Raw genomic sequence first — 5,740 nt, forward strand, 5'->3', positions numbered from 1 at the left:
AGGACCGATGGCGGCACAGCAGGGACGGCCGGCCGCACCACCGCGGGCCGGTCGGCAGACCGCAGAGGAGCCGCGTTCCATCGCGGACGAGGTGTCGAGCGCGCTGCTGCGCATGGCCGGTGTCACGGTCCTGCGGACGTCGTTCGTGGAGCTGACCACGCGCCGGGGCCAGCAGCGCCTGTCCACAGAGCTCGATCGGCACTGCCATCGCGCGCTGCGCGGCGCACCGGTGACCCTGCAGGTGCGCGGGCGCGTCGACCAGCTGCCCGTCCTCGTCCGCCACTCCCTGCAGCGCCTTCTCGGTGCCGAGGCGCTGCAGCACCAGACCGATGGGTCTTTTCCCGGCAGTGCCCGCGACGGCGGTAGCGCTGGGGACGACGATCGCGACGACGGCGGTGCTGGTTCCGACGAGGACGTTCCTGCTGCCGCCCGACTCGGCGCGCTCGAAGCTGAGGAGGCGCTCACCCTGGTCGAAGCCGGCGAGGCCGTGAAGGCGTGGGTCGAGGCGATGCAGGCCGACGCCGTCGAGCGGCTGCACGCGGCGCTGTCGGAGCAACTGCTCGACGAGCCCTCCTTGGCGGACCTGTCGCGGACCGCCCGCGAGCGCGAGTACGCCTCCGTGCGCGACACGACGTGCGCCGAGATCGAAGCAGCCACCGGTCAGGGACAGGCGGTGGTGCGCAAGCAGCTCTCGTTCGCGACGGCGAGCCGGACCCGCACCGGGCATGCCCGGGAGCTGATGCGGCAGGGGCTGTGCTCGGCATACCGGGCGCAGCTCGTCGAGCAGGAGACCAGCGACCTGGAGCCGGACCTGGTGGACGACATCATGCGAGACGTGCTGGGCTGCCGGCCGGACGGCGCGCCCTGGTCGCACCGCCAGTTCCGGCGACGGCTCGGCAACCGCAAGCGCCGGCACTGCTCCCCTGACGACACGGCCCGCGACCGGGAACACGCACTCGAACGACGCGACGCCGGTGCCGACCTGCACGACGACGGCACGGGCGAGCTCTGGATCACCGGGGAGGGCTCTCGGGTGGCCGCGGCCCTGGACCGGGTCGACGCACTGGCCCGCCGCTTCCGCGGGGCCGGCGACTCGCGGACGTTGACGCAACTGCGCTCTGACGTCGCACTGGACCTGATCCTCCACGGCTGGGTGCCGCCGCTCCGGGTCGCCGCGAGCGGCCGAGAGGGTTCCCCCGCCGGCAGCGGTCGTGGCGCCTCGTTCCGGGCCGGCGTCTCCCACGAGCCTCCCGACGTGGGTGAGCCCGGGGGCTGCGACGACCCGATGGGCGCGTACCGAGCGCTGGGAGCACCCCCGGTCGCGCACGTCGACCTGGTCGTCTCTCTCACGACCCTGCTCGGTCTCGACACCGGCATCGGCCAGCTCGCTGGACACGGCCCGGTGCCAGCCGCAGTGGCCCGTGATATCGCCCTGCGACTCGGGTCGACCTGGGCGCGGATCGTGACCGATCCCCTGACGGGCCGCTGCCTCGAACGGTCGACGTCGAGCTACCAGTTCGATGCCGGCATGGCCCGACAGATCCGCGCACGCGACGGCACGTGCCGAGGCCCCGGTTGCACGGTCCCCGCACGCCGCTGTGACCTCGACCACGAGCAAGAGTGGCGCGTCGACGCCTCCGGCCGGCCGGTCGGTGGGCCCACCAGCGAGACGAACGGCTTCGCGAAGCACCGACGCCACCACAACCTCAAGACGCGACGGCATTGGCGCAGCGAACCCGGTCCCGACGGCTCCCTGATCTGGACCAGCGCGACCGGTCGGCGCACGGATGGGGCTGCCGGTGCCGACGGGGATGCTCGGCCCGAGTCAACGCACGGCGCCGCCGAGCCGCCAGCAGTCGGTGGGAAGCCCGGGGCCGAGCTCGACCCGGGCAGCGGAGCGGACGAAGATGATCCGGCCTTCTGACCCTCAGCCGGCCGGCGGGGCGCCGTTTGTGGGGCGGAGAGCCCACATGGCGACGGCGGAGGCAGCAGCCACGTTGAGGGAGTCCACTTCCCCGGCCATCGGGATGCGCACGACGAGGTCCGCCCCCTCGATGGTCCGACGGGACAGGCCGTCGCCCTCGGTGCCGAGGACGAGCGCGAGGCGTTCGGGCGGATCGGCGGCGAGGGTGTCGAGGTCCACGGCGTCGTCGGCCAGGGCGAGGGCACCGACCGTGAACCCCAGGTCCCGGAGCAGATCCACGCCGCCACGACGGTCGCTGCTGGCGGCCGCGTGCGGCCAGTCGCGGATCCGAGTCCACGGCACCTGGAAGACCGTCCCCATCGAGACGCGGACACTCCGGCGATAGAGGGGGTCGGCACACCGTGGGGTCACGAGCACCGCGTCGACGCCCAGGGCCGCGGCCGACCTGAAGATGGCGCCGACATTGGTGTGGTCGACGATGTCCTCGAGCACGACGACGCGACGCGCCCCGGCGAGCAACTGCGCCGGCGGCGCCAGCTCCGGCCGCTCCATGGACGCCAGTGCGCCGCGGTGCAGATGAAAGCCGGTCATCGCTTCGATGATGGGGTGCTCCGCGACAAACACCGGTATGCCGTCCGCCTCCGCCTGCTGGACCAGGTCACCGAGGGTGTCCAGCCAGCGGGCAGCCATGAGGTAGGACCGCGGTCGGTGGCCGGCGGCCAGCGCTCGACGGATGACCTTTTCGCTCTCGGCGATGTACAGCCCCTCAGCGGGTTCGGTCCGCCGGCGCAGTGCGACGTCGGTCAGGTGCAGGTAGTCGCGCACCCGCTCGTCCCCCGGGTCGTCGATCGTGACAGGCACGGGACGTCTCACCGGAGCAGGTTGACGATGGCGGCGACGCCGATGACGACGATGACCCCACGCAGTGCCCAGGGCGGAAGGCGACGGCCGATCCGGGCGCCGAGGTAGCCGCCGACCAGCGCACCGGCGGCGATGAGTCCGGCGGCCTCCCACCGGATCTCGTGCCACGCGACGATCATGAAGACGACCGCCGCGACGGCATTGGCCACGGTGCCGAGCACGTTCTTGTAGCCGTTCAGGCGCTGCAGGCTCTCCGTCATGAGCACGCTCATCAGCCCCATGAGCAGCACTCCCTGCGCCGCGCCGAAGTACCCGCCGTACGCACCGGCGAACAGGATTCCCCCGAGCAGGACGGCGGTGCGGGACTTCCCCTGGGCCACCACTGCCTGCTCGGTGTGCTCGTGGGCCTTGGCGAAGCGGCGCTGCAGTGCCGGGCCGAAGACGACCAGCAGGACCGACACCCCGATGAGGACCGGCACGATCGCCTTGAACGCCGAGGCGGGCAGCACCAGCAGGAGCAGCGCGCCGATCACCGACCCGACCAGCGACGCGGGAATGAGCCGGCGCAGGACGTGCGCCTGCCCGCGCAGCTCCGCGCGGTAGCCGTGCACCCCGGTGATGCCCCCGGCGACCAGACCCAAGCTGTTCGACATGTTGGCCGCCACGGGCGGGTAGCCGAAGAACAGCAGGGTCGGGAAGGTCACCAGCGTGCCCGAGCCGACGATCGTGTTGATGGTGCCAGCGGCCATACCGGCGGCGAAGATGGCCAAGGCTTCCAGCAACGACACCGGCACACCCTAATCGCCGCGCACGGCGGTCCTGCGGCGGCGTCCACGAAGCAGACCGTTGCCGTCGGTGGCAGCCAGGCCGCGGCGAACGTACCTGTGACAGGTGGCCGGAGGCTTCCCGGCGGCGCAGCTTCTCGGGAGCGCGTTGCTGGGGAGCAGGCGGCTCCCGGCGGAGCTACTCGGGAGCAGGCGGCTCCCGGCGCGGCGGCTGGGGAGGATTCGGCGGCTCCTGACGGGGGGGCTCCTCACGGGGCGGCTCCGGAGTCGGTGACTCCGGCAGCGTCGGCTCGGGCGGCCGGACCGGCTGCGTCGGCTCGGGTGCGTCCTCGGTGCCCCGCGGCTGCCGGCCGATCGGCTGTGCGTGGTCCTCGGCCTCCTCGGTGGCGCCGCGAGCCTGCTTGCGTGCCTCGGCCAGCGCCTGGGACGGATCCTCCAGGACGGTGTCCTCGAACGCGTTGCCGCCGGGCATCTCGCTGGGCGTCCACTCCTCATCGGTCTGGTCGGGGGTGTCTGCCCCGCCGCTGGAGCCGTCGCGGCCACCGAGCGCCCCACCGATGCCCTTGAGCGCCTCGGTCAGCTCGCTGGGGATGACCCAGAGCTTGTTGGCGTCGCCCCGGGCGAGCTGCGGCAGCACCTGGAGGTACTGGTAGGCCAGCAGCTTCTGCGTCGGCTTGCCCCGGTGGATCGCGTCGAAGACCTGTCCGATCGCGCGGGCCTGTCCTTGGGCCTCGAGGATCCGGGCCTGTGCCGAACCCTCGGCCCGCAGAATCGCGCTCTGCTTCTGCCCCTCCGCCTCGAGGATCGCGCTCTGCTTGACACCCTCGGCGTTGAGGATGGCCGCACGCCGGTCCCGCTCGGCGCGCATCTGCTTCTCCATCGAGTCCTGCACCGACAGCGGCGGGTCGATCGCCTTCAGCTCGACCCGGGCGACCCGGATCCCCCAGCGCCCAGTGGCCTCGTCGAGCACTCCGCGCAGCTGCCCGTTGATCTGGTCGCGGCTGGTCAGCGTCTGCTCGAGGTCGAGGGAGCCGATGACGTTGCGCAGCGTGGTGACGGTCAGCTGCTCGATGCCCTGGATGTAGTTGGCGATCTCGTAGACCGCCGACTTCGCGTCGGTCACCGCGTAGTAGATGACCGTGTCGATGTTGACCACCAGGTTGTCCGAGGTGATCACCGGCTGCGGCGGGAAGCTGACCACCTGCTCACGCAGGTCTACCTTGGTCCGCACCGCGTCCACAAACGGCACCAGGATGTTCAGGCCCGGCGTCAGAGTGCGGTGGTACTTGCCTAGGCGCTCGACTACGTCGTTGCGCTGCTGCGGCACCTGGCGTACCGAGCGCAGCAGGGTGATCACGACGACTAATGCCAAGAACCCGATGACGATGTACAGGAACAACTCCACCGGTTGCATCTATTCAGTCCCTTCCCACCAGAACGGTGGCTCCGTCTACTTCGATCACGCGTACGCGCTCGCCTGGCTCATAGCTCCGCGCGGCATCGTACGGCCGCGCGCGCCACAGCTCGCCGCTCAGGTTGACCTGACCGGACTCGGCGTCGATGTGCTCCACGACGACGGCCTCGGAGCCCAGGATGGTGGACACGCCGATCTTCACCTGGTGCGACGTGCGATAGAAGCGGCTCTTGATCCAGGGGCGTCCGAAGAACAGGGCGAGCGCGGACACGACCGCGAACACCAACGCCTCGCCCACGATCCCGAAACCGAACACGGCACCGGTCAACCCGGCGGCGGCCGCACCGGCGGCCAGCATCAGCAGCACGAAATCACCGGCGAACAGCTCGCCGACGACCAGCGCTCCGGCGGCGATCAGCCACCAACCCCAACTCTCCACAGGATGATCGTGTCACGGTGGGGCAAGCCCTTGCAGCCCCACTCGTAACCTTTCTTGCCGTTATTACGTTCTGGCCCGAGCCGCCGTGGAACCCACGCTCTGTGGCAGGTCCGATTCCACCGATCGGACGCCCCCGACCGTCCGACTGGACAGCACCGATTACGGCGGTACCGTTCCTGCCGTTGAGCCGAAAGATCCGCCAAACCCGGAGATGTCCATGCCGTTGCAGCCACAGACCTCGCTCGCCCTCGACCAGCTTGTCGCGCAGGCGCAAGCGGACGGCCGCGCGCCATGCGTCGCCGCCGCGGTGGTGCGCG

The 5,740-nt window shown here is 71.1% G+C and carries 5 protein-coding genes; 1 reads left to right on the forward strand and 4 read right to left on the reverse strand.

The window, feature by feature from the left end:
- A partial coding sequence (locus VFL99_RS10445; RefSeq protein WP_325106291.1) for an HNH endonuclease signature motif containing protein occupies positions 1 to 1,924 on the forward strand: 1,924 nt, incomplete at its 5' end.
- Positions 1,925 to 1,927: 3 nt separating this feature from the next.
- Here VFL99_RS10445 and VFL99_RS10450 read toward each other — a convergent pair.
- From VFL99_RS10450 to VFL99_RS10465, 4 genes are all read right to left on the reverse strand, one after another.
- On the reverse strand, positions 1,928 to 2,785 hold the full coding sequence (locus VFL99_RS10450; protein ID WP_325106292.1) for a TrmH family RNA methyltransferase: 858 nt from the start codon (positions 2,783 to 2,785) through the stop codon (positions 1,928 to 1,930).
- An 8-nt stretch (positions 2,786 to 2,793) separates the two neighbouring features.
- Positions 2,794 to 3,573 (reverse strand): sulfite exporter TauE/SafE family protein, encoded by a 780-nt coding sequence (locus VFL99_RS10455; RefSeq protein ID WP_325106293.1) that lies wholly within the window; start codon positions 3,571 to 3,573, stop codon positions 2,794 to 2,796.
- 175 nt (positions 3,574 to 3,748) lie between these two features.
- Positions 3,749 to 4,984, reverse strand: a complete 1,236-nt coding sequence (locus VFL99_RS10460) for an SPFH domain-containing protein (RefSeq protein ID WP_325106294.1) — start codon at positions 4,982 to 4,984, stop codon at positions 3,749 to 3,751.
- Between the two features lie 4 nt (positions 4,985 to 4,988).
- Positions 4,989 to 5,423 (reverse strand): NfeD family protein, encoded by a 435-nt coding sequence (locus VFL99_RS10465; protein WP_325106295.1) that lies wholly within the window; start codon positions 5,421 to 5,423, stop codon positions 4,989 to 4,991.
- Positions 5,424 to 5,740: the final 317 nt, after the last annotated feature.

The sequence above is a fragment of the Segeticoccus sp. genome (genome assembly GCF_035708005.1).

Bases quoted from the DNA above. Each gene is read 5' to 3' on its own strand.
- VFL99_RS10460 (WP_325106294.1), bottom strand. From the start codon at position 4,984: ATGCAACCGGTGGAGTTGTTCCTGTACATCGTCATCGGGTTCTTGGCA.